Origin of the sequence: Bradyrhizobium diazoefficiens (genome assembly GCF_016616235.1) — a bacterium.
GTDB lineage: Bacteria > Pseudomonadota > Alphaproteobacteria > Rhizobiales > Xanthobacteraceae > Bradyrhizobium > Bradyrhizobium diazoefficiens_H.
Window position 1 is genome coordinate 4,622,700 of sequence record NZ_CP067100.1, and the last position, 21,951, is coordinate 4,644,650.

A 21,951-nucleotide genomic window follows, 5' to 3' on the forward strand; every position below is an offset into this window, starting at 1 on the left:
CGTCACTCCTGCTTCATCAGCGCGGTGACATGCAGGCGGCGGCGAATGCGCATGCCTTGCCGCTGATAGAGCGCGATGGCGGACGCGTTACTGGAAAACACGTGCAGGAACGGAATTTCGCCGCGCGCCTCGATCCGGCGCGCGACGGCCGCAAGCAGCGCCTGCGCGTAGCCGCGCCCGCGATAGTCGGGGTGGACGCAGACGGCGGTCATCTCGACGAACTTTCCCGGCTTCATCCGCTCGCCCGTCATCGCGACCAGCTCGCCACCGGCACGGATGCCGAGGAAGGTGCCGAGCTCGTGCGTCCGCAGCGCGAACGGGCCGGGCTTGGTCAGCGCGGTCAGCGCCATCATGGCGGGCACGTCGGCGGCCCCAAGCGTGACGATCTCGACATCGCGCAGCGGGCTGTCGGCGGGCGAGCCGATCATCTGCTCGCCGGTCTCGGCGAGCACAACCTTGAAGCCGGCGGGCACGTCGACCGGATCCGGCGTGAACAGCGCGGCGACTTGCGAAGCCGACATGAGCTCGCCGAGGGCGGCAAAGCTTGCCGCGGACATGTCGACCATGTCGGCGAACGGCGTCATGTCCTGGGGATAGCGCAGGGCCCGCGGACCGCCTTCCGCCAGATGTTTCTGGCGCGTCGTCAACGCGCTCCAGATCGGGCGATCCAGCAGCGTGTCATCGCCATCGGACACTGCCTCTAGTCCTTGTCGAAGCTGACGATGACGGCAGCGTTGGCAATGAGGATGGGATCATTGGCCACTTCCGTGGCCGAGGGGATCTCCAGGCCGCCCTTGACCGCGGTAACGGTCACGGTGCCGTAGGGAAGCTCCTTTGCAACGGCTTCCTTGTCGACCGCCTCGGGGTTGGGGACGCCGATCGTGACATCCACGAACATGTCGTTTGCGGTCTTGCCGATCATCCGGAAAAAGCCGAGGCTGGAATGCCTGATGGCATCGGACACCGCCCGCTTCGCCGCCTTGGTGGCGTCCCTGCCGTGGACGTCGACGCCCATGCCCATCTCGGTAACGCAGCGAACACGTGTCATGTTCATTCCTGTCGGTGCTGGGGTTCAGAGCGGCTGACCTTCCGCGATCCGCGCCTCCGGCACAAGCGCCTTTTCGCGCAGGAAATATGCGCTGCGGTCCTCCTCCTGCGCGTTCACGACCGCGCGAATTCGCAGCAAATCCTTGCGCGCAACCAGGCCCACGACACGATGGGTAGTGCGATCGACCACCGGCAGGCGGCCGAGATCGGAGGCGACCATGAGATCGGCGACCCTGCCCAGCACGTCGTCGGGATGAGCCACCACCGCCGAGGTGTCGGAGACGACGTCGTCGAGCGTCGCGGCCTGATGGTCGCCTTCGGTGCGCCAGCGCAGCACGTCGGCGCGGGTCACCATGCCGGTGAGCCGTCCGTCGGCGGCGACGACGGGATAGGATTTGTGACGGCGCTGGTCCGAGGTGAAGAACGCGACCGCTTCGTCGATGGGCAGGTCGACCGGCAGCGTGTCAACGTCAGTCACCATGACATCGGCGGCGCGCAGCAGCTCGAACGGATCGATCGCGTATTCGCGTGTGATGTGCTGGCCGCGGCGCGCGATCTTCTCGGTCAGGATCGAGCGCTTCAGCAGCAGCACGGTGACGGCGTGGGCCGCGCCGGTCGCGGCGAGCAGCGGCAGCAGCATGTCGATGTTGCCGGTGAGCTCGATCGCGAACATCACGCCGGTCAGCGGCGAGCGCATCGTGCCGCCCATCATCGCGGCCATGCCGACCAGCGCCCAGAACGAGGCCCCACCGGGCAGCACCAGCCCCTCCATCCAGCCGGCGGTGCCGCCGAGGATGAGCAGCGGCGCCAGCACGCCGCCCGACGTGCCTGAGCCCAGGGCGATCACCCAGATCGCGGATTTCACCAGCAGCAGGCGGATCGCCTCGTCGCGCACCATGTGACCGGAGAGCAGGTCGGCGATGACGTCGTAACCGACGCCGAGCGCGCGCGGATCGATGAGCCCGCCGAGGCCGACGATCAAGCCGCCGAGCATCGGCCACCACATCCAGTGCACCGGCAGGCGGTCGAACAGGTCCTCGATCGCGTAGAGCAGCCGCGTCATCAGTCCGGATTGCAGGCCGGCAACGATGCCGACGCCGATCGCAGCCGCAAGGCCCCACCAGGGCAGGTCCGGCCGCTCGGCGAACGGAAACAACGGCCCTGTCCCGAACAGCAGCGGACGCCACGCCGCCGAGATCACGGCGCCGGTCACCACAGGCAGGAAGCTGCGCGGCTTCCATTCGAACAGCAATAGCTCGACCGCGAGCAGGACGGCCGCAATCGGCGTGCCGAAGATCGCCGTCATGCCGGCGGCTGCGCCTGCGACCAGCAGCGTCTTGCGCTCGGCCGCGGTGAGGTGAAAGCATTGCGCGAAGATCGATCCGATCGCGCCGCCGGTCATGATGATCGGCCCCTCGGCGCCGAACGGGCCGCCGCTCCCGATCGACACCGCCGAGGACAGCGGCTTCAGGATCGCGACTTTCGGCTGCATCCGGCTGCCGCCGATCAGGATCGCCTCGATCGCCTCGGGGATGCCGTGGCCCCGGATCTTCTCCGACCCGAACCGCGCCATCAGGCCGATCACGAGGCCGCCCAGCGCCGGCGCCAGCACCATCCAAAGTCCCGGATGCGCATTCGCCAGCGAGACGTTCTCGGTACTGACATGGCCGAACCAGACCAAATTGGTGACAAGCGCGATCAGCTTCAGCAGCACCCATGCCGCCCCGGCGCCCAAGCTGCCGACCAGCAGGGCCATACCGATCAGGATCAGCACACGGCGGTCGGCGGTGAAGTCTCCGGGCTTGCCGCGATGGCGCGGGAGCCCGCCGGTGATGTCCAGGGTCTGACGCATGTTTGCTCTTGTCGGAAGGATGTCTCGTGCCCGCAATATATCGCGTCACGATATATATCAAGGAATGGCTGGTATGATCCTCGCGGCAGTCCAGCGATCTGGGGCGCTTATTTCTGCCGCGCCTGCAATTCGTCGACCAGCACCCGCACGTTCTCCGAATAGTCGATCGGGATGACGACCAAATGCACGCCGCCCTCCTTGAATGCGGCGTCGAGCGTCGGAGCAAAGCTGTCGATGTCCGCGATCCGGTGTCCCTTGGCGCCGTAGGCCCTGGCGTAGAGGACGAAATCCGGATTGCCGAAGGTCATGCCGTAATCGGCAAAATGATCGACGGCCTGCTTCCAGCGGATCATGCCGTAGGCGTGGTCCTCGAGCACCAGCACGACCAGATTGAGCTTGAGGCGGACGGCGGTCTCCATCTCCTGGCTGTTCATCATGAAGCCGCCGTCGCCGGCGACCGCGAGCACGCGGCGGTCGGGATAGAGCATGGCGGCCATCATCGCCGACGGCAGGCCGGCGCCCATGGTCGCCAGCGCGTTGTCGAGCAGCAGCGTGTTGGCGACGCGGGTGCGGTAATTGCGCGCGAACCAAATCTTGTACATGCCGTTATCGAGCGCGACGATGCCGTTCTCGGGGATGACCTCGCGGATGTCGTGCACGATGCGCTGCGGCGTCGGCGGCCAGCGTGCCTCGGTGGCGCGGTCGGCGATGCGATTGAGGATCTCCTCGCGCAGCGGCAACAGCGCCGCCGCCTGCGGCAGCTTGCCCTCGAGCCGGTCGGCCAGGATCTCCAGGCTCGGACCGACGTCGCCGACGACTTCCGCATCGGGAAAATACACCTGCTCCACGCTTGCCGGCGTGTAGCTGACGTGAATGACTTTCGGGTCCGAGGGACCCATGATGAAGGGTGGCTTCTCGATCGGATCGTGGCCGATCGCGACAATCAGATCGGCTGCGTCGATGGCGTCGTGAACATAGTCGCGCTCGGACAGCGCGGCGGTGCCCATATAGAGATTGGTGCCGCCGGGCACGGTGCCCTTCCCCATCTGCGTGGTGAAGAACGGAATGCCGGTCCGCCGCACGAAGCTGGCGATGCCGTGGGTCGCGCGCGGCCGGCTCGTCGCCGCCCCCATCATCACCAATGGGCGCTCTGCGGCCAAGATCATCCCGGCGGCGCGGTCGAGCGCGGCGCGGTGGGCGACCGGGATCTCGATCGGATGCACGGGGATCGCGGGGACAGAGGATACTTCATCCGCCGCGATGTCCTCGGGCAGTTCGAGATGCACCGGCCCCGGCCGCTCCTCCATAGCCACGCGAAAGGCATCGCGCACCACGGTCGGGATCGAGGAGGCGCTGACGATCTGCCGCGACAGCTTTGTCAGCGGCTTCATGGTCGCCACCACGTCCACGATCTGGAAGCGCGCCTGCCGGCTGCTCATGATCGGTTTCTGGCCGGTGATCAGGATCATCGGCATCGCGCCGAGATGCGCGTAGGCGGCACCGGTGGACAGATTGAGCGCGCCCGGGCCGAGCGTGGAGAGGCACACGCCGGGCTTGCCGGTGAGCCGTCCATGCGTCGCCGCCATAAAGGCCGCAGCCTGCTCGTGGCGGGTCAGGATCAGTTCGATCCTGGAGGTTCGGAGCGATTCGACGAAGTCGAGATTTTCCTCGCCGGGGACGCCGAAGATGCGATCGACGCCTTCGTTCTCCAGAGCCGCGACAAACAGGTCCGATCCCTTCAATTTGCGTCCCTGTCCGCTCATGTCGCCTCCTGATCGATGTGCGTCCCGTGGCGGGAGCGAGCGCATGGTAGGCGTCCGCGGCACAAGCACAACTCACAAAGAGGGGTGGCCCATACTGCGCCGTGCGTTCTTGAACTCTTCGCACGCCCTTCCATACGAAGTTCCTCGCCCAAAAAATCAGCACCAAATGGCCGCATGTGAGTCCGCAACCTTTGGCGGGCGAGGCGACTTCTTGGGCAGCGACGCTTCTGTCGCGATCTCAACTGCCAACCCAAAGGAGTTCACATGGCTCTTCTCGGAAACCTGCTCGGCACTGTCGATGGTCTGCTTGGAACAGCAACGGGCGCGCTGTCAGGCAGCGCTGATGCAGGTGGAAGTGTGACGGCCGGCGCCAGCGGCTCGGTGGATCTGTCGCACACGCTCGATGTGGGCGCGCTGATCGAAACCAACCCCAGCGTTGACGTCTCCACCTCAGGCCTTGCGGGAACCGGTGGCATCGACGCCTCGATCTCCGCGCCGACCGCGGTGGGTCTCAGCGCAGACGTCGGCCATCTCGATGTCGGTGGCCTTCTTCACGGCTTGGTCTGAGCCGATTTCCAGATGACAGATATGTGGCGTGGGGCTGAGGCCCCACGCCACGCCACGCGTAAGCCCGCCAGCGTCCCGGCGCCAATTCTTTTCAAACCGTAAGGACATTCAGATGGCGTCAGCACTGTTGACGGTCGCGGATGAGGCGGCAGAGCCGCCCTATCGTCGCAGTGACGATGTCCGCGAGGCGCTCAAGAAGCTCTGGCCGCACTTCCTCTGGGCAGGATTGTTCTCGAGCGCGATCAACCTGCTCTATCTCTCTTCGCCGCTCTATCTGATGCAGGTCTATAACCGCGTCCTGCTCAACGAGAACATCTCGACGCTCGTTCTTCTCACCCTCATCCTCGCGATCGCGCTCTTGACCATGGCCGGCCTCGATGCCGTGCGCGCCTGGATCCTGATCCGCTGCGGCATCCGGCTCGATATGGAGCTGTCGACGCGCGTGTTCGAGGCGCTGGTGGTGCGATCGGCCGAGCGCGGCGCATCGCGCGGCGCGCAGCAGCTGCGCGACCTCGACCAATTCCGCACCTTCGTGACGGGCTCGGGCATCTATTTCGCATTCGACTTGCCGTGGATTCCGATCTATCTCCTGCTGCTGTTCTTCATCCATCCCCTGCTCGGCCTCGTCGCCACCATCGGCGCATTGCTGCTGCTCGGACTCGCCGGCGTCAACGAAATCCTGACCCGCTCGCCGATGAAGCAGGCCGAGGCGTCCGGCAACCAGTCCTACGTCTTCACCGAGAATGTGCTGCGCCATGCCGACGTGATCCGCGCCATGGGCATGCAGCCGGCGGTCGAGCGCAACTGGCAGAGCCAGCGTTCGGCGATGCTGGTGCAGCAGGCGGTCGCCAGCGACAAGAATGCGGTGATGACGTCGTCGATCCGCTTCTTCCGTCTGCTGCTGCAATCCCTGATGCTCGGCACCGGCGCCTGGCTCGCGATCGACCATGCCATCACGCCCGCGACGATTTTCGCCGCCAGCATCGTCATGGGCCGGGCGCTGGTGCCGGTCGAGCAGGCCGTCGGCACCTGGAAGCAGTTCATCGGCGCGCGCGATGCCTATGCACAGGTGCGCGACTTGCTCGCCACCGTCGACGTGACCGTGCCGCAAACCATCGTGCCGAAGCAGCGCAATACCGTTGAGGTGCGCGAGCTCGTCTGCGAACTGCCGTCGCGGCCCGAGCCCGTGCTGAAAGGCGTGTCCTTCGAGCTCGCGGGTGGCCAGGCGCTCGGCATCGTCGGCCCGAGCGGCTCGGGCAAGAGCACGCTGGCCCGGCTGCTTGTCGGTGCGATGGCGCCGGCCGCGGGACGGCTGCGCTTCGGCGGGCTCGACTACAATCACTGGGATCCCGTCGAGTTCGGCCGCCATGTCGGCTATCTGCCGCAGGATGTCGGCCTGTTCGCCGGCACCGTCCGTGAGAACATCGCGCGCTTCGGCGATGCCTCGACCGACGAGATCATCGACGCTGCGATCCGCGCCGGCATCCACGACATGGTGCTTGACCTGCCCCGACAATACGATACCCGGCTCGGCGTCGGCGGCGTTGGCCTTTCCGGCGGCCAGCGCCAGCGCCTGGGCCTTGCGCGCGCCCTCCTAGGCCATCCGCCGCTGCTGGTGCTGGACGAGCCCAACGCCAATCTCGATGCGCCCGGCGAAGAGGCGCTGAAGGCCGCACTGCTCAACGCCAAGGCCGGCGGCGCGGCGGTGATCGTCATCACCCACCGCACCACGATTCTCGACGTCGTCGACATCATGATGGTGCTGCGCAGCGGCATGCTCGACATGCTCGGCCCACCCGGCGAGGTCTATCAGGCCTTGCAGCAGCAGGCTGCAGCACGGGCGGCTGCATCATGAGCACGCTCGGATCGACCTACATCGCCGACCGCGAACGCGCCTATTATGCCCGGCCGGGACGTCCCGCACTCGTCGGCGCCATCGTGGTCGGCGCGTTCGCGTCCGCCATGACGCTGTGGGGGACGCTTGCCCCGATCTCCGGGGCTGCTATCGCCAGCGGCAATCTCCAGGTCGAGGGGCGGCGCCAGAGCGTGCAGCACCCGTATGGCGGCGTCATCCGCCAGCTCCTGGTCCGCGAAGGCGTTCACGTCCAGCAAGGCCAGCTTCTCGCCACGCTCGACGACAGCGATCCCCGCGCCAAGCTTGACGTGCTGGTCGCCGATCGCGATGCCTCGCGCGCCGCGGAGGCACGGCTGATTGCCGAACGCGACGGCCGATCTGCGCCGGACTTCGGCGTCGATCCGAAGGATGCAAAACCTGCGCTGCGCCAGGCGATGGCCAACGAGATCGCGATGATGGCGGCGCGGAAGCATCAGTTCGAGGCGGAGACCGCCGTGCTCAAGGGCAAGATCGCCGAGCTGACCGCCCAGATCGGCGGCACCCAGGCGCAGCTCACCGGCACCGAGAAGCAACGTGAGTTGCTCGCCGACGAGATGAACGGCGCACAGCATTTGTACGAACAGGGCTATACGCCGAAGACGCGGATCCTGGCCTTGCAACGCGAGGACGCCAAGCTGCAGGCCGATATCGGCGCACAGCGCGCCAATATCGCCGGCATGCAGCAGCAGATCGCGCAGAACGAGGCCGAGATCGCCAGGGCCGAGCGCACCCGGATGAGCGAGATCACCGACCAACTCCGCTCCACCGAGAACAAGCTCGCCGAGCTTGCGCCGAAGATCGATGCCGCGACCGACGTGGTGACACGCACGCAGATCAGGGCTCCTGCGACCGGCTCGGTGGTCGGGCTCGACGTGTTCACCGAAGGCGGCGTGATCCAGCCCGGCGCCAAGCTCATGGACATCGTGCCATCGGACAATCCGCTGATCGTGGATGCGCAGCTCAAGCTGTCCGACATCAACGATGTCACCGTTGGCCGCCGCGCCGAGATCCGGCTCACCGGGGTCAATTATGTCGAGCGCCCCCGCCTCTACGGCACGGTGCGGACGGTCTCGGCCGACCGCGTCACAAACGACAAGTCCGGCGGGCCCGGCTACTACGCCGTCGAAGTCTCGCTGGAGCCGGAAGACGTCAAGAAATCGCGCATCGAACTGCAATCCGGCATGCCGGCAGAGGTGATCGTGCCGACGCGGCCACGCACCCTGTTCGAATATCTGCTTGGTCCGCTCCGCGACGAGCTGACCCGTGCCTTCCGCGAACGCTGAGGAGAAGCCGATGGCTGCATCCGAGCACAACAACCGTCGCGCCGACAGAGCGGAGATTGCGCGCCACATCACGACGGAAGAGACGGTCGCGTTCATGACCGCGCTGGTCGCCTTCCTGAAGGAGGCCGAGGCATCTGGAAACCACGCCGGCAACGCTGCGCAGCCGGTGCCTACGGATTTGCCGCCGGCACACGCCGATCCAGTGCCCCCGGACGCAACACCAGCCGATCGTCAACCCGTTTCCGGCGACCACCATGCCGATGCGGGCGCGGCGCCGACCGGCGAGACCCCGGTTCATACGGATGCGACGACTGGCGGCGCCTCGCATGCCGGCGCAACCGCCGATATCGCCGCCACGACGGACAGCCCGGCCAGCGCCTCTGTTCCGGCCGACAGTCACGCCATGACGCCCCTCGCGCCCGCCGCGGCTGATCATCTCCCGGCAAGCAGCGCCACCTCTGCGCATACCGACGTCACAGCGTCCGCCACCATCGATCCGGTGTCGTCCCTGCACGAGCTCGGCAGCACGATCACTGACCTGGTCGACACGTCGCTGGCGGCTGTGTCGCACACGCTGGACAGCCTGACCACGACCGTGACGCAACTAACGTCCACGATCACGGGAACGATCGGCCAGCTCACCGACAGCGTCACCGGCCTGGTCGGCGGCCTGCTGCATTCCGTCGGCGGCGATGCGCAGCATGACGCGCACGGCCCCGACCTGTTCAATGCGCTGGTCACGGATATCGTGAGCACGCCGTTGGCCTCGCCCCACGAAGGCGCCGCGCCACACGATGTCGATATCGGCGGGCTCGACACCGCCGGCGCAGTGCCGATGGCGGCACTATCGCCGCTGACGCTGCATCTCGGCTTTCTCGGCCAGCCCGGCGACGGCCACGACATCCACGACGGCGCCTTCTCGGCGCTCGGCGTGCACCATTTCTAGCTCACAGCTTCGCCGCGGCAAAGATGCCCGATATCCAGTCGAGGAAGACGCGCAGGCGCAGCGCAAGCTGGCGGTTTTGCGGATAGAGCGCCGACAGCGGCGTCGGCGATGGCGGATAATCGGCGAGCACCTCGACCAGCGCACCGCTGGCGAGATCCTCCGCGAAACGATAACGCGGCGCCTGCGCGAGGCCGAAGCCGAGCCGTGCGAGATCGGCCATCGTGTCGGAATTGTTCGCGCGCACCCGGCTCGGCAGCACGACGTGGCGCAGCGCGCCCGCGACGGAAAATTCCAGCGGCAGCACGTCGCCAGTGCGTGAGGAGACGAAGGCGACCATCTGATGTCCGTCGAGCGCATCCAGCGTCGCGGGCACGCCGTGGCTCGCAATGTAGGCCGGGCTTGCCACCGTGATCTCCGCGATGGTGCCGAGGCGGCGCTGGATCATGCCGCTGTCGCCGGGCTCGCCCGACCGGATCACGCAATCGATACCTTCACGCACGAGATCGACCAGCCGATCGCCCTGCCCGATCTGCAAGTCGAGCTGCGGATAGCGCGCCAGAAATTCCGGCAGATGCGGCAGGATGAAGGTGCGGGTCAGCAGGGGATGCGCGTCGATGCGGAGCAGGCCGCGCGGCTGCGCGTCGCGCATCGCGGCTTCCGCCTCTTCGACCTCGGCGAGGATGGCGACGCAGCGGCGGTAATAGTCCTCACCGTCGAGCGTCGGCGTGACGTGCCGCGTCGTTCGCTCCAAGAGGCGCGTGCCGAGGCGTGCCTCGAGGCCGCGCAAGACCTCGCTCGCCGTCGAGCGGGGAATGCCGAGGTCGGCAGCCGCAGCCGTAAAGCTCTGCCGCTCGACCAGGCGGACGAACAGGCGCATGGCGTCAAAGCGGTCCATGGCGATTGTTCACCACAGCCGACAGGTGATGGCAAGTCCGGGGCGATTATCCGGTCACGGCGACCGGCTATTCTCGGATCATAGCGTTCAGGAGACCCGCCATGACCAACCAACATCAACGTGCCGCCATCGTCACGGGCGGCTCCCGCGGCATCGGCGCCGCGATTGCCGGCCGGCTGGCGCAGGACGGAATCGCCCTTGCGATCAACTATGCCAGCGGCCGCGATGCCGCCGACGCACTCGTGGCCGAGATCGAAGCCGCCGGCGGACGCGCCATCGCCGTGCAGGCCGATCTGGCCGATCCGGCAACGCCGGCGCGGCTGTTCGATGCGGCCGAGCAAGCCTTCGGCGGCGTCGACATCCTCGTCAACAATGCCGGCGTAATGGAGCTCGGCCCGCTGGCCGAGGTGAGCGACGAAGCGTTTGCGCGGCAGATGTCGATCAATCTTGACAGCGTGTTCCGCGCCTTGCGCGAAGCGGCGCGGCGGCTGCGCGAGGGCGGCCGCATCGTCAGCTTCTCCTCCAGCGTCATCGGCCTCTATCAGCCCGGCTACGGCGTCTACGCCGCGACCAAGGCCGCGGTCGAAGCCATGACTCACATCCTCGCCAAGGAGCTCGGCAGCCGGCGCATCACCGTCAACGCGGTGGCGCCCGGACCGGTCGAGACGCGGCTGTTCCTGGAGGGCAAGAGCGAGCAGCAGGTGCGCGCGATCGCCGCATGAACCCGTTCGGCCGGCTCGGCCAGCCCGACGACATCGCAGGAATCGTCGCCTTCCTCGCCGGCCGCGACAGCGGCTGGGTCAACGGCCAGATCATCCGTGCCAATGGCGGCGTGGTCTGACGCATCACACGGAGAGACCCATCATGCCCTTCGCCAACATCAAGATTCCGCAAGCCGCGCTGTCGCGAAGCCAGAAGGCCGAGATCGTGCACCGCCTCACCGCGCTGTTTGCCGAGTATTTCGGCGATGCGGCGCGGCCGCACACGATGGTGCTGATCGAGGAAGTACCGGATGGCGGCTACGGCCGTGCCGACGAAGTGTTCATCGTTCCCGACGCCTTTCGCGCCGGCGACGCTGTCATTTCAGCTTCAGGCCGAGCTCGGTGCCGCCCGTGGGCGGCAGCGTCATCGAGACGAAGCCGTGTTGGGAATCGCGGATGAATTCGAGGTAGTCGGGTTTGGCGTTGTCGTCCCTCCTACGCCCCCGCGCTATCGACAAGAGTCGCCAGCCTCGGCATTCCTGTCTTTGCCTGCACGCCGGACCAGTTTCCGGATCTGATGGCGACAGCGCTGAAGCGCGAGGACGTCGCCGGCTGGGCGGCCGACCAGGACATCAAGCTGATCCGGCCCGAAACCTAAAGCGCGACGAGATTGGGACGATCGACGTCACGTTTGGGTCATGGTTCGAGCATGATCTCCGCGCATCAGCCGCGCAGACGGTCGGCCAGCACGCCGAGCATATCGGCCAGCCGCCTAGCGGTCTCCGGAGGCGGAAGCGGAATCTTCAGGTTCTGCCGACCCGTTGTCGGGTCGCGCTCGATCCAGGGATGCCCCGTCATGCCGGTGCCATCTGCCGCAACGATGGCACCGACCAATTGCGCGCCGATCTGCACCAGCGCTTGCCAGGGATCGGAGGATGAATCGCGCGGTGGGGCCACGGATTCCTCCCCCGATGGCGCCGCGGACGCGGGCTCGCCGCCCACCGATGCAGTATTGCCGGCACTCTCGATCTGCCCGGCCTCCTCCGCGGCCGTCACGGCCTCGCCGGCTCCCATGCTTCCGGTCACGTTCTCCACATCCTTCAAGAAGCGGCTGAGCCGTGAACCTCCCAGAGAGACCTCGTTGCTGCCGCCGTCGAGAATGCCTTCGGACAACGCGCGCTTGAAGGCCAGGACGGAAAGCATGCCCTCTTCGATCGTACCTTTCGCGATGAAGTTGACAATCTGAACCGGCCGCGCCTGACCGAGGCGGTGGATGCGCGCGATGCGCTGCTCGAGCACGGCGGGATTCCACGGCAGATCCATGTTCACCAGCGTCGAGGCGTGCTGCAGATTGAGTCCCGTACTGCCAGCGTCCGTCGACAGGAACACGCGGCAAGCCGGATCGTCCCGAAAACGCTGAACCAGCTCGGGTCGCTTCTCCGACGGCACGCCACCATGGAAGCTGACATAGCCGATGCCGCGGGCCTCCAGGCGACGGATCACAATCTCGTGCGACCGCGTCCACTGCGAAAACACCACGGCCTTGGCGCCCGGCTCGGCAAACAACTGATCGAGCAGCGCAGCCAGTTCGTCGGACTTGACGCCGTGGTCAGTCTCCCGATCCAGCAAATAGGTGCTGTTGCAGGACATCCGCATGTTCTGAAGGGCGCAGGTCAATCGCCGCTGATCCTTGTCCGACAGGAACTTGGTCTTGCGCCAGCGCTGCACGATCTTCGCAACCGTGTCTGCGTTTTCCCTGTGCAAGTCCATCTGCGGTACCGTCATCGGCACGAGCACGTTCTGGTCGGTCCGGCTCGGCAATTGCCGAAGCACCTCCCACTTTCGCCGCCGAATTAGAATCGGCTCCAGGGTTTCGCCGATCTTGTCCAGGCCCCGATAACCGGTGATGCGCCCCCCTTCATCCTTGGCCTGATGCTCGTGCAGGAGTTTCCAGGTCGGACCGAGTCGATGTTGATCGACAAACTGTACGATGGAGATCAGCTCTTCGAGCTTGTTCTCCAGTGGGGTCCCGGTCAACACGATCGCATAGGTGCTATCGATGCGCTTCAGCGCCCGCGCCGCAACCGTATTCCAGTTCTTGACGCGCTGGGCCTCGTCGACGATGACCAGTTCGGGTGACCATGCGGTGATCAGGTCGAGATCCGGCTGGAGCTTCTCGTAGTTGGTGATCTTGCAGAAGTCGTCGAGCGCATAGTCCCTTTCCCGCTGCACTCGACCGCCACTGATGACGCGCGCGCCGCGCCTGTCTTTCCGCCCCGAGAATCGCGCAATTTCGCTCTGCCACTGGTATTTGAGCGAGGTCGGGCAGATCACCATGACTCTCGACACCCCGAAATGTCGGGCGAGTATTTCCGTCGCTGCAATCGCCTGGATCGTCTTGCCCAGTCCCATGTCGTCGCCGATCAATGCGCGGCCGGCCCGCACCGCAAACAATGCGCCCTCAGCCTGATATGGGTAGAGCGGTATCTTCAGCAGGCCCTTCAGCCTGGAATCGGCGCTGCCCCGCGGAAACAGCCGCTGCAGCTTTTCCGCCCGATGCTCGGTGTCCCGCACCCCCGCGATGAAGTCGAGTGCGTCGTCATAAGCGCGCAGTTCGTGACCACTCTTCGACACCAAGTCGATGAATTCGTCGAGCGCGCCGAAATGGTCATCCCTCAGCATCCCGTCATGCTCCAGATCGAACAGCACCGCGGAAGCCTCGACGATATCGGCCGGGCAGTCGGTTCCGGCGCGAAAATGCACGCTGCGTCTGCCCTGATTGCGCAGATAGAGCTCGGAAAATGACGGCCGGTATCCACGAGCGAACGCTGCCTTGGCGCCCCGCTTGCTCCCGAGCCGGGCGAGAGTGAATTCCAGATGCTTGCAGGTCCCAAGCTCGTTCGTGGCGTAGTCCGGGCACGAGCAGAAATTGCCGCCGGGTCCAAGCCCGCGAATAGCCACGCGATAGCTCGACCTGGATTTCGGATTGGAGACGCGGAATTCGGAAAAGAACGGATCATTGCCGAGATTTTCCAGGAGGAAGGATTGCTCGCGTCCGAACTCGCGGCGCAATTGGCGTTGCCACTCGACTGGCGACAGGTCGACCGGAGCGTAGGTGCGGGAAAGCTTGGCCTGTTTGCGCGACGCAGCGGCGCCGGATTTCAGGGATTTCATTCGCGTTCTTTCGGGCTTCCTTGAGGGCTCACAGCGGCCGATATTATCCCTCATATGGCCCGGACAGAACGACCCCGGAACGTAATCCACGGTTGTCGAAACGAGCAACGCTCACTCGCGTCGAGGTTCCGTTCGCTCGGTCGAGCTCGATTGACTCCGCAAGATACCTGACTAAAGTCAGAGATCATGCTCGACCCGGTCGCCCGCGTCCGCCGCTTCAACCGCGCCGTCACCTCCGCCGTCGGCGCGCTCGATACATCGTTCCTCGGGCGTGGACGGCCGCTGGGCGCGGCGCGCGTGCTCAATGCGATCGGGCACGGGCGTTCCGACGTGGCCGAGATCCGCGACTATCTCGGCCTCGATTCCGGCCTGATGAGCCGGCTGCTGCGCAGCCTCGAGGACGAGGGAGTGATCGAGACGACGGCGCATGTGGACGATGCCCGCCGCCGCGTGGCCAGGCTGACGCGGGCCGGCCGGCGCGAATTCGCAGCTTATGAGGCGCTGTCCAACGCGCAGGCCGAGGGCATTCTGGCCCAACATCCGCAACGCGAGGCGCTGCTGGCGGCGATGGACCTGATCGCCTCCGCATTGACGCACCAGCGCGTCACGCTGGACGAGATGGATCCGCAGAGTGAGGAAGCGCGCTACTGCCTCGGCGAATACTATGCCGAGCTCGGCCGCCGCTTCAAACAGGGTTTTGACGTTTCTCTTTCGAGAGACCCGGACGCCAAAGACATGCGCCGCCCGCGCGGCACCTTCATCGTCGCGAGGTCGGACACGCTGCCGATCGGCTGCGTCGGCCTAAAGGGGACCGATCACGGCTACGCCGAGATCAAGCGCCTCTGGGTCGCCCCCACGGCGCGCGGATTGCGGCTCGGCCGGCGCCTGATGGACGCGACTGAAGATGCCGCACGCGAGCTCGGCATCGCGCTGCTGCGGCTCGACACCAATAGCGCACTTCCCGAAGCGGGCCAGCTCTATCGCAGCACCGGCTGGCGCGAGATTCCGCGCTTCAACGACGATCCCTATCCGGATCTTTTCTTCGAAAAGCCGCTTTGAGCGGCGACCCGTTTTCGCCGATGCCGCGTTGTGGTCCGAGCCACCGGAGCTTCGCCATGACACGAGACGATCTCGCCAACGCCTACGGCAACTACATCGCCTGTCTGAACCGGCAGGATTGGCCCGCGCTCGGGCAATTCGTCCATGACGACGTCACCCACAACGCGGAGCCTCTCGGGCTGTCCGGCTATCGCGCGATGCTGGAGAAAGATTTTCGCGAGATTCCGGATCTCTATTTCGACATCGAGCTGCTGATCTCCGATCCGCCCCGCATCGCCGCCCGGCTGAAGTTCTACTGCACCCCGCTCGGAACATTCCTAGGTCTCCCCGTGAACGGCAGGCGCGTCTCGTTCTGCGAGAACGTGTTCTACGAATGCAGCGATGCCAAGATCCGGCACGTCTGGTCGGTGATCGACAAGGCTGCGATCGAGGCGCAGCTGTAGCGCTGCGCCTCGGGCCGGGCACTCACGCCGCGGCCGGCGCCACCTGCCCTTGCGGCTTGGCAAAAGGCCGGAACGTCATCGCCATCAGGAAAGCGCCGAGGCCCATCGCCCAGGAGACGATGTAGAGCCAAGCGTAGCTGGAAAACGCGTCGTAGATCAGGCCGCCGGCGAGCGGGCCGGTCGCCATGCCGAGGCTGCCGGCCATCGCGGTGCCGCCGATCACCGTGCCCATCATACGCAGCGGAAAGTTTTCGCGCACCAGCACGGCATAGAGCGGCATCGTGCCGGCATAGATGAAGCCGAAGACGGCACCGACCGCATAGAACGTCGTAAGTTGATGCGCGAAGGCGTAAGCGAGCGCGCCGAACGCCTGGAGCAGCAGGCCCGAGACCAGCACGCGCTTGGCGCCGAAGCGATCGCCCATCAGGCCGAAGGCGATGCGGCCGCCCATGCCGGCAAAACCTTCGACGCTGTAGATCGTCACCGCCGCGATCAGCGGGATGCCGCAGCTCACGGCATAGGACACAGTGTGGATGATCGGGCCGGAATGAGTGGCGCAGCAGAAGAAATTGGTCGCGATCAGGATCAGGAATTGCGGCGAGCGCAGCGCCTCGCTCATCGACATTTCGGCTTGCGGCGCGCCCTCGCCCGATGGCGCAGCCGCCGCGTTAGCGAGCGCGGGCGGACGGCGCACCAGCAGCGAGACCGGGATCATGATGGCGCCGACCACGAGCGCCACGATCTGCATCGAGGTGCGCCAGTCGTGGCTGGAAACGAGCCAGGCGGCCAGCGGCGACATCGTCATCGGCGCCATGCCCATGCCGACCGAGACCAGCGACACGGCAAGGCTGCGGTGGGTTTCGAACCAGCCGGTGACGGTCGCCATCATCGGCGCGAAGATCGCCGCGCAGGAGGCGCCGACCAGAAGGCCGAAGACGAACTGGAACGCGATCAGTGACGTCGCGTGGCTCGCCGCGAACAGGCTGAGCGCCAGCACGGTCGACCCCGTCAGCACCACCGGCAGCGGTCCGAACTTGTCCGTCAGCGTACCCCAGGCCATGCTGGTGCAGGCCATCGCCAGAAAGCCGATCGTCATCGCGCTGGAGATACCGGTCACCGACCAGCCGGTGTCCTTTGCGATCGGCTGCAGGAACACCGGCAGCGAGAACATGCCGCCGATCGCGACACAGCCGAGCAGGCCGCCGGCGGCGACGATCACCCAGCGATAGGAAGAAGCGTTCATTTTGGTCTCCCGTCAGGTCTGTCTGGGTGGAAGACGAATGGGAACCGTGCGGGCCGACAGCGTAGCGTGGTTTTTTGCGAGGGGGTTCCCTTGCCTCGTGATTTTTTTGGGCTCGCACATCAAATCTCGAAAACAACCCCATGCACAGTAGACGGGCCCAGCGGGATCAATGACTTACGAGGCCGTATCAATTGCGATGCCGCCACCTTGAGATGCCAGGCCGCAATTTGACACGTCGGGCAAAACACCGGCATGATGTCATCATCCCGCCAGCATAGCCGCATCCCGTTTGGACGCCCGCCGACCACGGCGCACGCTCGCCGAGCGGTTGCGCGTTCAATCCGCTGATTTTGGACGGACCCTTCACATGCCAAAGATCGACGTCGCCGCCGTTCCCGAGCGCAAGGGCTCGGGCTATCCCGCGCCCTTCGATGCCCCTTGCGCCGATCGTATCCGCAAGCGGCTCGGCAATGCCGGGGGCCTGTCCGATTTCGGTGTCAACCTGATGCGCCTGCCGCCGGGCAATTGGTCGAGCCAGCGGCACTGGCATTCGCACGAGGACGAATTCGTCTATGTGCTCGAGGGTGAAGTGGTGCTGATCGAGGACGACGGCGAAACTGTGCTGCGCGCGGGCGACTGCGCCGCGTTCCCGAAAGGCAGCGGCAACGGCCATCACATGATCAACCGCTCGGATGCGGTTGCCGTCTATCTCGAGGTCGGCTCGCGCTCACGGGATGACCTCATCACCTGTTCGGACGTCGATATGATGAGCCCGGCCGCCGATGGAAGATTCCTGCACAAGGACGGCACGCCGTATTCGGGCGAGTGAACAGCAAATTTGCACCATGACAATCCGCCCCATCATCCGCTATCCCGACCGCCGTCTCCAGATGCCGGCTCGCCCCGTCACGGCCTTCGACCACGGCTTGCGCGAGCTTGCGGCGGACCTGCGCGACACGATGCGCGCCGCGCCCGGCATCGGCATCACCGCGCCGCATATCGGCGTGCCCCTGCGCGTCGTCGTGCTCGAGCTCGACGCCAAGGATGGCGCGCGCACCTATGTCAATCCCGAGATCGCGTGGGCCTCGCCCGAGATGCTCATGCACCGCGAAGGCAGCGTTTCGATGCCCGGCGTCAGTGACGAGGTGCAGCGCCACGCGCGGGTGCGGATCAGCTATCAGGACCTTGACGGCAACATGCACAGCGAGGAGTCCGACGGCTTGCTCGCCGTCTGTCACCAGCACGAGATCGACCAGCTCGACGGCAGGTTCTGGATCCAGCGGCTGTCGCGGCTCAAGCGGGAGCGGCTGGTGAAGAAGTATGAGAAGATGTCGCGGGGCTCGTAGGACCAATCTACCTGCGCGCCTGATCACGCTCACGCCCTCTTCCCGCTCCGTTTCGTCACCGGCGCGTTGCGGCGCTCCCGTTTGCCGCGGGCGATCTCGGTCGCCAGCGCATCGAGCTTCGGCTCCCAGAAATTGCGGAACTGACCGATCCATGCATCGACCGCCCGAAGGCCGGCAATATCGACCGAATAGAGCCGCCGTTGCGCCTCGGCGCGGACGCTGGCAAAGCCGCTCTCGCGCAGCACCTTGAGGTGCTGCGACACGGCCGCCTGGGTGATCCCGAACTCGGATCCGATCGCCTCGACGACTTCGCCGGACGCCATTTCGCCTGATACCAGCAGCTCGAGGATGCGGCGGCGCACGGGATCGGCGAGGACCTCGAAGGCGTGCATCAGCTGCCTGTGCCCGGATGGGCTGTGTCAGGCGGCATCTCACCGCGATAGAAGGCGATGGTGCGGTCCGAGCGCTGCTGCGCCTCAGTCGGATCGATCCCACTCGCGACATGCGCCGCGCGCCAATGTTCGCCTGACGTCGTCATGAAGTCCTTGCCGGCTGGAGAGCCCATCCATGCCTCGGCCGTCTCATGGTCCACCGATGCCCCGGTGACAACATATCGTTCGAGCCCCGCAAGGGCGAGGTCCCAGCCGATCCCCACCGCGCCCGGACCGAACTGATTCCAGTGATCCTCGATGATCGCGGTGTGCTCCAGCGTCAGACGCGCCTCGTCTCTCTCCCCCGCCAGCGTGACGTCGATCCAGCTCACCGCGCCGCCGAATTCCCAGGTCGCGGCAAAATGGGTCGGCGGCGTGCAGGCCGTGATGGTGCCGCCGGCATTGCCCTTGAGCTGGTACTTGCCGCCGAGCTCGAGGCCTCCCTCCACCGGCAGGAACCAGCGCGGAATGCGCTCCCGGCTCGTCACGGCGTCCCAGAGATCGTCGACGCTGGTGTCGTACAGCCGCGTGAGCGTCACTGCACTCGCCGCCTTGCCGTCTTTCTCGAAATTGCGAACCGAACGCGTGACGAGCCCCAAGACCCTGGCGACGTCGATCTCCATTGCGAGCCTCCTTGCCATTTGCCAGGATTAATATCGGCTTATGCTAATATAAGTCAATCCTGATATAAACGGGATTCGTGAGGCGAATTACGCCGGGCGAACTGCGTTTCGCGCAGCCCGGCCAATCCGCCCTACCCCTCGCGCTACTTCAACGGCAGGAACAGCTCCGCGATCGCCTCGTGCTCCGGCACCTCCGGGAAGAAGCTCAGCCGCTGGCAATAGATCGGGAAGTCGCGCGTCTCCTCGCCGCTGGCCGGGAGCCAGTCGCGGTAAAGATAGAGCGCGGCGGGCTCCAGATTATCGGTGTAGCCGATGACGCGCAGCACGGCGCAGCGCCCGCCGGGGATCTCGCCGGCCTTGATCGCTTCGCCATTCGCTGCGATCGGCTGATCGGTGCCGACGCAGAGGTCCACGCTGTAATCGGCGGGCCGCGAGGGGCGCCGCTCGGACCGCCAGACGTTGAAGGTCGGGCTTGTGCTGGGGTGCAGGTTCGCTGCCCTGCGCCACGCGATGAACCGCTGAATGGTGGCGGGAAGCGTTGCCGGGTCGCCGCGATGCTCCATGATCGCCACTTTCGTGGGTGGCACATCGCGGATGGTGACGTCGTTGGTGGTGAAAGTTCTCTGCATGAGCTTGCTCCTCGCATTGTCGAGTGGCCCGAAGGCCGCAAGCCACGGCTCCCAGTCGGGAGAGTTGCGGAACGACGACGGCGATTGCCCGAACCGTTGCCGAAAGGCGCGGGCGAAGGCGTCCGGTGCGTCGTAACCGGCATCCATCGCGATCTCCGTGACGCTTTGGGCGTCGATGTAGGCAAGCCTGTGCGAAGCGCGCTTCAGACGGGCGAGCTGGACATAGCGAAGCACGGACAGCCCGAAGGTCGCCGTAAACTGCCGGTGGAAATGAAACTTCGAGAAGGCTGCAACAGCACTCAAACTGTCCAGGTCCAGATCAGCGTCGAGATGCCGGTCGATATGGTCCAGCACCCGCCGCATCCGCTCCCGATAGTTTTGCAGCGCCGCCGTCATCGTTCTTGCTCCGTGGCGGATGCAGTTAGGCGCGGATGGCGGTGGGATGCTCGACCGATCTTGCGGTTTGGCACCTGTCGTCGCCCGGCTCGACCGGGCGACCCAGTACGCCGCGGCCGCTCGGTTCAATCACGATCTTCTCTGGAATACTGGATCGCCCGATTAAATCGGGCGATGACAGCGCGTGTATGGCACAGCCTACCCGCCCGCCATCAGCTCCTTCGCCAGCGCCATATAGGCCGGCAGCGTCACGGGATCGTTGGCGACGTTGCCCGCGACCGGGTGCGAGGCGTAGCGCGCGATCACCATTTCGCACTTGGGATCGATGTAGATGCGCTGGCCGTGGACGCCGCGCGCCATAGGCACCATGGGCATTGTGCGTGACCCACCATTGATTGCGGTAGGATGCGCCGGGCAAGGCGGTGTAGCCGGCCGGCTTGAACTTTTCGGGATCGCCGCCGCGCGCGACGTCCTCAACCACGGTTCAAGCACGATCTGGCGGCCGTTGAAGCGGCCGTGATTGCGCATGGTCTCGCCGAAGCGGGCGAGATCGCGAAGCGTGGTCGACAGGCCGCCGCCGCTCTCGGTGCCGATACGGTCGACGTGATAATGCGCGTCGTCCTCCGCGCCCATCGGCTGCCAGATGCGCTCGGAGAGCAGGTCCGATAGCGTCATGCCGCTGGCGCGCCTGATGATCCAGGCCAGCACGTCGGTGTTGACGGTCTTGTAGGCAAACGCCTTGCCATGCTCGCCCTGCTTCTTCTGCGCGACGAGGAAATCGAAAATATTGGTCGGGCCGTCATAATCCGGCGGGATCGGCGCCATGCCGTTGGCGAGCCGCAGGTCCCACACATCGAGCTTCGGACGCCTATCGATGGCCGTTTCCACGAGAGCCGGATTTCGCGCATGGCTCCCCCTTGCGAGATAGCACGGCAGACGCAAGATGCTCTCCGAAACCTCGTCGTCGCATCCACGACTTGGCTCACCATTTTGCCAAACATTAAGGGGAACCGAAGATGCCCAAGCGCGAAGAGGTGGAGACAATGAATTGCGAAGCTTTCCTGAACGATCCCGACACTAGCTTGATCGCGCCTGCGCAGGACGAATCTAAGGGAGTAGAATTCACATTCGATGGCTCTTGGCGAACCTGTCGCATCTGGGAGGGCTACTTTCGCGCAAGCCAAATCCTGCTAGAGGCGGCATTGCAAGAGCCGCAGGAAGCTCGCGGCCTGATTTTCCCAGCCTTGTTTAATCTTCGTCACGCAATCGAAGTCGCGCTGAAATGGCACATTCAGTATGCTGGCGGCCTGGTCCCCAGACGGGCGGGGCATGATCTTGGCGTGCTACTAACGGCTTTTCGAGAAACAGCTCACGATTTAGACGATGAGACAAGTTACGTGTCTGACTTCGCTCTGGCCTGCATCTCCGAATTGGCTTCGGTTGATCCTCAGTCGATAACGTTCCGCTATTCTAGCGAACCAGACGGTAGACCAATCAAAATAGCACCAAGGTGTTGGGACCTTGGCCGTCTTTACTGCTCGGCCGATGCTTTATCACTATGGTTCGACGGCCTATCGGGGCAAATCGATTTAAGCCGCGACGATCACTACCAAGCTTACCTGCGAAGTTAACATGCAAGTCCATGCACAATGAGAGAGT

At 65.3% G+C, this 21,951-nt stretch carries 19 protein-coding genes and 3 pseudogenes; 11 read left to right on the forward strand and 11 right to left on the reverse strand.

Annotation, left to right across the window (positions count from 1 at the left end; translation table 11 throughout):
* Nucleotides 1-2 precede the first annotated feature (2 nt).
* The 4 genes from JJB99_RS22105 to JJB99_RS22120 all read right to left on the reverse strand — a co-directional run bounded on the left by JJB99_RS22105 (nt 3) and on the right by JJB99_RS22120 (nt 4,662).
* Nucleotides 3-695 carry a GNAT family N-acetyltransferase gene (locus tag JJB99_RS22105; RefSeq protein ID WP_200494428.1) on the reverse strand — a complete coding sequence of 231 codons (693 nt, stop codon included), beginning with the start codon at nt 693-695 and terminating at the stop codon, nt 3-5.
* Nucleotides 696-700: 5 nt separating this feature from the next.
* Nucleotides 701-1,048, reverse strand: coding sequence for a Lin0512 family protein (locus JJB99_RS22110; RefSeq protein WP_018646107.1), 348 nt, complete (start codon nt 1,046-1,048; stop codon nt 701-703).
* Between the two features lie 24 nt (nt 1,049-1,072).
* On the reverse strand, nt 1,073-2,899 hold the full coding sequence (locus JJB99_RS22115) for a chloride channel protein (RefSeq protein WP_200494429.1): 1,827 nt from the start codon (nt 2,897-2,899) through the stop codon (nt 1,073-1,075).
* Nucleotides 2,900-3,006: 107 nt separating this feature from the next.
* Nucleotides 3,007-4,662, reverse strand: a complete 1,656-nt coding sequence (locus JJB99_RS22120; protein ID WP_200494430.1) for an acetolactate synthase large subunit — start codon at nt 4,660-4,662, stop codon at nt 3,007-3,009.
* Nucleotides 4,663-4,926: 264 nt separating this feature from the next.
* Here JJB99_RS22120 and JJB99_RS22125 point away from each other — a divergent pair, with 264 nt between their 5' ends.
* The 4 genes from JJB99_RS22125 (at nt 4,927) to JJB99_RS22140 (ending at nt 9,352) form a co-directional block, all read left to right on the forward strand.
* Nucleotides 4,927-5,229 (forward strand): hypothetical protein, encoded by a 303-nt coding sequence (locus JJB99_RS22125; RefSeq protein ID WP_200494431.1) that lies wholly within the window; start codon nt 4,927-4,929, stop codon nt 5,227-5,229.
* A gap of 112 nt (nt 5,230-5,341) precedes the next feature.
* Nucleotides 5,342-7,084, forward strand: a complete 1,743-nt coding sequence (locus JJB99_RS22130; protein WP_200494432.1) for a type I secretion system permease/ATPase — start codon at nt 5,342-5,344, stop codon at nt 7,082-7,084.
* Nucleotides 7,081-8,406, forward strand: coding sequence for an HlyD family type I secretion periplasmic adaptor subunit (locus JJB99_RS22135; protein WP_200494433.1), 1,326 nt, complete (start codon nt 7,081-7,083; stop codon nt 8,404-8,406). Before JJB99_RS22130 ends, JJB99_RS22135 begins: the two co-directional genes overlap by 4 nt.
* Nucleotides 8,407-8,416: 10 nt before the next feature.
* Nucleotides 8,417-9,352: a hypothetical protein gene (locus JJB99_RS22140; protein ID WP_200494434.1), complete on the forward strand. Its 936-nt coding sequence runs from the start codon at nt 8,417-8,419 to the stop codon at nt 9,350-9,352.
* A 1-nt stretch (nt 9,353) separates the two neighbouring features.
* Here the strand turns inward: JJB99_RS22140 and JJB99_RS22145 are convergent, their stop codons facing one another.
* A complete protein-coding gene (locus tag JJB99_RS22145) occupies nt 9,354-10,247 on the reverse strand; it encodes a LysR family transcriptional regulator (protein ID WP_200494435.1) in 894 nt (297 codons plus the stop codon).
* A gap of 101 nt (nt 10,248-10,348) precedes the next feature.
* On the opposite strand from JJB99_RS22145, the pseudogene JJB99_RS22150 reads away from it, so the two are divergent.
* Together JJB99_RS22150 and JJB99_RS22155 are read left to right on the forward strand one after the other, a co-directional pair.
* Nucleotides 10,349-11,088, forward strand: a pseudogene (locus tag JJB99_RS22150) (SDR family oxidoreductase).
* Between the two features lie 23 nt (nt 11,089-11,111).
* A pseudogene (locus JJB99_RS22155) lies at nt 11,112-11,315 on the forward strand (tautomerase family protein); the annotation flags it as partial.
* Between the two features lie 356 nt (nt 11,316-11,671).
* Here JJB99_RS22155 and JJB99_RS22160 read toward each other — a convergent pair.
* Nucleotides 11,672-14,020: a DEAD/DEAH box helicase gene (locus JJB99_RS22160; protein WP_246774940.1), complete on the reverse strand. Its 2,349-nt coding sequence runs from the start codon at nt 14,018-14,020 to the stop codon at nt 11,672-11,674.
* Nucleotides 14,021-14,308: 288 nt separating this feature from the next.
* Here JJB99_RS22160 and JJB99_RS22165 point away from each other — a divergent pair, with 288 nt between their 5' ends.
* Both JJB99_RS22165 and JJB99_RS22170 read left to right on the forward strand, forming a co-directional pair.
* Nucleotides 14,309-15,181 (forward strand): bifunctional helix-turn-helix transcriptional regulator/GNAT family N-acetyltransferase, encoded by an 873-nt coding sequence (locus tag JJB99_RS22165; RefSeq protein ID WP_200494438.1) that lies wholly within the window; start codon nt 14,309-14,311, stop codon nt 15,179-15,181.
* A gap of 56 nt (nt 15,182-15,237) precedes the next feature.
* Nucleotides 15,238-15,624 carry an ester cyclase gene (locus JJB99_RS22170; RefSeq protein WP_200494439.1) on the forward strand — a complete coding sequence of 129 codons (387 nt, stop codon included), beginning with the start codon at nt 15,238-15,240 and terminating at the stop codon, nt 15,622-15,624.
* A 22-nt stretch (nt 15,625-15,646) separates the two neighbouring features.
* Here the strand turns inward: JJB99_RS22170 and JJB99_RS22175 are convergent, their stop codons facing one another.
* Complete coding sequence (locus tag JJB99_RS22175; protein ID WP_200494440.1) at nt 15,647-16,867, reverse strand: MFS transporter; 1,221 nt, start codon at nt 16,865-16,867, stop codon at nt 15,647-15,649.
* 367 nt (nt 16,868-17,234) lie between these two features.
* On the opposite strand from JJB99_RS22175, the gene JJB99_RS22180 reads away from it, so the two are divergent.
* A complete protein-coding gene (locus tag JJB99_RS22180) occupies nt 17,235-17,696 on the forward strand; it encodes a cupin domain-containing protein (protein WP_200494441.1) in 462 nt (153 codons plus the stop codon).
* Between the two features lie 16 nt (nt 17,697-17,712).
* Nucleotides 17,713-18,213 (forward strand): peptide deformylase, encoded by a 501-nt coding sequence (locus JJB99_RS22185; RefSeq protein WP_200494442.1) that lies wholly within the window; start codon nt 17,713-17,715, stop codon nt 18,211-18,213.
* Between the two features lie 29 nt (nt 18,214-18,242).
* Here the strand turns inward: JJB99_RS22185 and JJB99_RS22190 are convergent, their stop codons facing one another.
* The 4 genes and pseudogenes from JJB99_RS22190 to JJB99_RS22205 all read right to left on the reverse strand — a co-directional run.
* Nucleotides 18,243-18,605, reverse strand: a complete 363-nt coding sequence (locus JJB99_RS22190) for an ArsR/SmtB family transcription factor (RefSeq protein ID WP_200494443.1) — start codon at nt 18,603-18,605, stop codon at nt 18,243-18,245.
* Complete coding sequence (locus JJB99_RS22195) at nt 18,605-19,267, reverse strand: SRPBCC family protein (RefSeq protein WP_200494444.1); 663 nt, start codon at nt 19,265-19,267, stop codon at nt 18,605-18,607. The genes JJB99_RS22190 and JJB99_RS22195 overlap by 1 nt, the downstream gene beginning before the upstream one ends.
* Nucleotides 19,268-19,410: 143 nt before the next feature.
* Nucleotides 19,411-20,292 (reverse strand): AraC family transcriptional regulator, encoded by an 882-nt coding sequence (locus tag JJB99_RS22200; protein WP_200494445.1) that lies wholly within the window; start codon nt 20,290-20,292, stop codon nt 19,411-19,413.
* A 198-nt stretch (nt 20,293-20,490) separates the two neighbouring features.
* Nucleotides 20,491-21,144, reverse strand: a pseudogene (locus JJB99_RS22205) (serine hydrolase domain-containing protein); the annotation flags it as partial.
* A 164-nt stretch (nt 21,145-21,308) separates the two neighbouring features.
* On the opposite strand from JJB99_RS22205, the gene JJB99_RS22210 reads away from it, so the two are divergent.
* Nucleotides 21,309-21,923, forward strand: coding sequence for a hypothetical protein (locus tag JJB99_RS22210; protein WP_200494446.1), 615 nt, complete (start codon nt 21,309-21,311; stop codon nt 21,921-21,923).
* Nucleotides 21,924-21,951: the final 28 nt, after the last annotated feature.

Bases quoted from the DNA above. Each gene is read 5' to 3' on its own strand.
- JJB99_RS22110 (WP_018646107.1), bottom strand. From the start codon at position 1,048: ATGACACGTGTTCGCTGCGTTACCGAGATGGGCATGGGCGTCGACGTC.
- JJB99_RS22115 (WP_200494429.1), bottom strand. From the start codon at position 2,899: ATGCGTCAGACCCTGGACATCACCGGCGGGCTCCCGCGCCATCGCGGC.
- JJB99_RS22120 (WP_200494430.1), bottom strand. From the start codon at position 4,662: ATGAGCGGACAGGGACGCAAATTGAAGGGATCGGACCTGTTTGTCGCG.
- JJB99_RS22125 (WP_200494431.1), top strand. From the start codon at position 4,927: ATGGCTCTTCTCGGAAACCTGCTCGGCACTGTCGATGGTCTGCTTGGA.
- JJB99_RS22130 (WP_200494432.1), top strand. From the start codon at position 5,342: ATGGCGTCAGCACTGTTGACGGTCGCGGATGAGGCGGCAGAGCCGCCC.
- JJB99_RS22135 (WP_200494433.1), top strand. From the start codon at position 7,081: ATGAGCACGCTCGGATCGACCTACATCGCCGACCGCGAACGCGCCTAT.
- JJB99_RS22140 (WP_200494434.1), top strand. From the start codon at position 8,417: ATGGCTGCATCCGAGCACAACAACCGTCGCGCCGACAGAGCGGAGATT.
- JJB99_RS22145 (WP_200494435.1), bottom strand. From the start codon at position 10,247: ATGGACCGCTTTGACGCCATGCGCCTGTTCGTCCGCCTGGTCGAGCGG.
- JJB99_RS22165 (WP_200494438.1), top strand. From the start codon at position 14,309: ATGCTCGACCCGGTCGCCCGCGTCCGCCGCTTCAACCGCGCCGTCACC.
- JJB99_RS22170 (WP_200494439.1), top strand. From the start codon at position 15,238: ATGACACGAGACGATCTCGCCAACGCCTACGGCAACTACATCGCCTGT.
- JJB99_RS22175 (WP_200494440.1), bottom strand. From the start codon at position 16,867: ATGAACGCTTCTTCCTATCGCTGGGTGATCGTCGCCGCCGGCGGCCTG.
- JJB99_RS22180 (WP_200494441.1), top strand. From the start codon at position 17,235: ATGCCAAAGATCGACGTCGCCGCCGTTCCCGAGCGCAAGGGCTCGGGC.
- JJB99_RS22185 (WP_200494442.1), top strand. From the start codon at position 17,713: ATGACAATCCGCCCCATCATCCGCTATCCCGACCGCCGTCTCCAGATG.
- JJB99_RS22190 (WP_200494443.1), bottom strand. From the start codon at position 18,605: ATGCACGCCTTCGAGGTCCTCGCCGATCCCGTGCGCCGCCGCATCCTC.
- JJB99_RS22195 (WP_200494444.1), bottom strand. From the start codon at position 19,267: ATGGAGATCGACGTCGCCAGGGTCTTGGGGCTCGTCACGCGTTCGGTT.
- JJB99_RS22200 (WP_200494445.1), bottom strand. From the start codon at position 20,292: ATGACGGCGGCGCTGCAAAACTATCGGGAGCGGATGCGGCGGGTGCTG.
- JJB99_RS22210 (WP_200494446.1), top strand. From the start codon at position 21,309: ATGCCCAAGCGCGAAGAGGTGGAGACAATGAATTGCGAAGCTTTCCTG.